This window comes from Mesorhizobium sp. M1E.F.Ca.ET.063.01.1.1 (genome assembly GCF_003998155.1).
In the GTDB taxonomy this organism is placed as follows: Bacteria; Pseudomonadota; Alphaproteobacteria; order Rhizobiales; family Rhizobiaceae; genus Mesorhizobium.
Genome location: NZ_RZSC01000597.1, coordinates 1 through 3,663, shown reverse-complemented (window position 1 = coordinate 3,663; position 3,663 = coordinate 1). Strand labels below are relative to the sequence as shown.

The window sequence follows — 3,663 nt, the reverse complement described above, 5'->3', positions numbered from 1 at the left end:
TCGCGGTGCTGCCGTTCCAGGGCGACGGAAGCGAACCCGATGTCGAATACATGGCCGATGGTATCGCCGAGGATATCATTTATGGCCTCTCCAATACCCGTTGGCTTTCGGTGATCGCCAAGGGCTCAAGCTTCCAGTTCCGCGACGACAGCCTCGGGACCAGGCTCATCGGCAATGCGCTCGGCGCGCGCTACATCGTCAGCGGCACGCTGGCGCGCCACAACGGGCAGATACGCCTCAATGCCTCGCTCACCGATACCTCGAACGGGCGCCTCGTCTGGTCACAGCGCTTCGACCGCGACCTCGTCGATATCTTCAGCCTGCGCGACCAGATCGGCTCCGAGATCGTCTCGATCCTCGACAAGGAAGTCGACCGGGCCGAGCAGGTGCGGACCTTCCAGGTGCCATGGGAGAGTCTCGAGACCTGGCAATTGGTGCGGCGCGGCCGCTGGCACATGAACAGGCGCACGCGAAGCGACACAGAAATCGCACTCGAATTCTTCGACAAGGCCTACCAGGAGGATCCGAATTCCAGCGCCGTGCTGAACGAACTGGCATGGTGGTATTTCTGGCGGGCCTGGCTGCGCTTCGGCGACAGCGACGACCTGGACAAGGTCGAGGCGCTGGCGCGCAAAGCGCTTCTGATGGACAGCCTCGACGCGCGCCCGCACGCTTATCTCGGCGCGGCCGACATCATGCGCGGCCAGCCGGCGTCGGCCGCCGAGCATCTGGCCGAAGCGATCCACATCAATCCGAGCTTTGCTTTCGCCCGCTCGGCAATGGGCAGCGCGCGCTTGCTGCTCGGCGATGCCGCAGGCGCGATCCCGTTCTTCCTGGATACCGAGCGGCTCAGCCCGTTCGACCTCTACCGCTTCCACAATCTGGGGGAACTGGCCGCCGCATACTGCTTCGTCGAGGACTGGCCCGCGGCAATTGCCGTTGCCGATCGCTCGCTCAACCTTTCGCCGGGATATTTCTACGCCAGGTTTCTCAAGATCGGCGCCTTGATGCGAAGCGGCCGCCGCGACGAGGCCAAGCGGGAACTTGCCATTTTCGCGACCAGACATCCCGACTTTTCCGAGCAGAGGATTCGCTGGATACCGTTCGTGGACGCGGCGAAAAACAACTTCCTGATCGCCAATTTCGATCAAGCCAAGTCCATTGCATGATCACCATCGCCGAAGACAAATCACTGTGACGGAATTCACATACGCCGGACTGAACCAAACCTAGGCCAAAGAGACGGCCGGCATCGCAGTCACGTTGACAGCCGGGGGGCTCGAGCGCGCATGATCAACTGGAAGTATTTCAAAGGCATTTGGGAAGCCCAGAAAAAACAAGGCCCCGTGTCGGCGATGCCGCCTTTCGACATCGATCGGCTGCGCAAGAAGGGCCTGCCGGCGCGCATAGCCAAGTTCCTGGTGCAGGATCATCCCCATTGGTGGCTGGCCTGGCTGCGGCGCTGCCACCCGAACCTCGCCATAGGCAGTAGATTTCTCCTCGTCACCAAGGGTGTGGACGTCCGCGACATATTGGAACGCGGCGACGAGTTCGAGACGCCGTACGGGCCGGAAATGACCGAGCTGGCGAGGGGATCGAACTTCATTCTCGGCATGCAGGATGGCGCCGCGTATCGGCAGATGAAGTCCGCCGTGCTCAGCGCCTTTCCGCCGTCGCAGGTCGAAGCCGCCGTCAGGCCGATCGCCGAGCGCCATTCGCGCGATATCATGACCCGCGCCGCCCCGGGCTTCGATGCTGTCGCAGGGCTGATGAAGATCGTGCCGGTGCGCATCTGCCGGGACTATTTCGGCCTCGAGATCGACGACGAAACCGAATTCGCCGACTGGTCGATCGCGCTCAGCGCGCTGTTCTTCTCCGATCCGTTTGCCGACGCCACCACGCGCCAACTCGCGGTCGTCGGCGGAGATCGCCTGATCAAGGTCATCGATCGTTCGATCGCCGCGATCAGAAACAGGCAGGAGAAAGACGACCGGCCGCTGGCGCGGCTTGTCGCCCAGCTCGATCAGAAGCGCCTGTCGCTGCCCGACATCCACTCCATCATGCTCGGCATGATCGCTGGCTTCGTTCCGACCAACGTGCTTGCCGGGGGGAATTGCCTGGACGTGATCCTGTCGCGCACCGATGCGCGGCAGGCCGTCGATGCGGCGCTTGCCGAGGGCAGCACCGACAAGCTCGACAGGGCGATACTCGAAGCCATGCGCTTCAAGCCGATCTGGATCGGGCCTTGGCGTTACACCAGGCGCGACGCGATCATCGGCCAGGGCACGCGCCGCGAGCGTCTGGTCAAGGCGGGAACGGTTGTGATGCCGGCGACGCTGTCGGCGATGTTCGATCCCGAAATCGTGCAGCGGCCAAATGAATTCGATACCTCGCGGCCACACCGCGATTACATGGTTTTCGGCCACGGCATTCACTTGTGCATCGGTGCCGAGATCGCCCGCATACAGATCGGCGAATGCGTCCGCGCCCTGTTCAGCAAGCCAAAACTCAATCGCGTCCGGGGCAGGGCCGGAAAATTGGCCTATGTCGGCGCCTATCCGGCGAACCTCAAGGTCGATTTCGAGCGCTCGCCGCTTTGCCGCACCGTCGACCAGTCAATGGTCACCGTGGTTTGCCCGATCACCCGCGCCGTGCCGCTGGACGCCGTCCGCGACAAGGTCGGCGCCCTCGGCAATCCGGCGATCGACGAGGTGGGCGGCGCGCTCGACAAGGTCGGATCGATACATTTCACCAGTCTGGCCGTCGCCGCCACCGGCAAGGACGAGAAATCGGGCCTCGACACGGGGGCGCTCGTGCTCGAAATCTCCGGCGACCGCAGCACCGACGATGTCATCGGCGCCATCACGCAGGCCATAGGCCACCGGCTGAGGCCGATTTTCAGGGATGTGTGCGGTCTGTCCGACGGCGGCTCGCTGGAGGACTTCCTGAAAAAACATCATATCGAAATATCGCCGTCCTTCGGCAGCACGGCGGGGCTGGTTTTTTCGGGCACGCCCGGCCATTCGGTGCGCCGCATCCTGGCCGAGGCCAGGCTTGCCGACAGTGTGCGCGAGATCGTCGAAAAGCCGCGCGCCGGCACCGGCAACGCCCTCGCGGTCCTTACCGAGGCGCGCCGGCATGCCCAGGCGCTGGGACAATTCGGCTGGGCCTTCGAGCCGGCCGAAAGCCTGCTGGAGCGGCCGCCGGGCCGCTGGTGGCGGGCCTTGACGACGACGCTGCTCGCGCCGGCGGTGCTCGCCACCGTCGCGATCGTCGTACTTGCCTGCTGGCGCATGACCTATGTGCTTGTGTTCGGAAACCCCCATGGCATCACTTTCACCAACATCGCGATTGCCGGCACCGCGCTTCTGCTGGCCGTTCTGGGGCTGCTGGCGATAGCCCTGCTGTTCGTCGGCTTGTGCTTCCTCGGCTTGCGGCGCCTCGAGGACAAGGACTGGCCGCAGAACACGCCGGTCGACATAGGCGCCCTGGACAGGATCCTCGCCAATGAGGACCATTGCGCGCAGAACCATCTCACCGCGATCTCGACGATGAAGGCGGGCATCTTGCGGCGGCTGGCGCTGAGGCTCACCTTCTACCTGATCTCGATATCGGCGCAGAAGGTGTTCAAGCCGAGCTTCCTTGCCACCATCAACACCATCC

General features: G+C 63.7%; 1 protein-coding gene and 1 pseudogene. Both read left to right on the top strand.

Going from position 1 to position 3,663, the window contains the following annotated elements; translation table 11 throughout:
• Window positions 1-1,169 (top strand): annotated as a pseudogene (locus EOA29_RS28835) (adenylate/guanylate cyclase domain-containing protein); the annotation flags it as partial.
• 120 nt (window positions 1,170-1,289) lie between these two features.
• Window positions 1,290-3,663, top strand: a 2,374-nt coding sequence (locus EOA29_RS28830) for a cytochrome P450 (RefSeq protein WP_145969845.1), incomplete at its 3' end; no start/stop codon positions are given.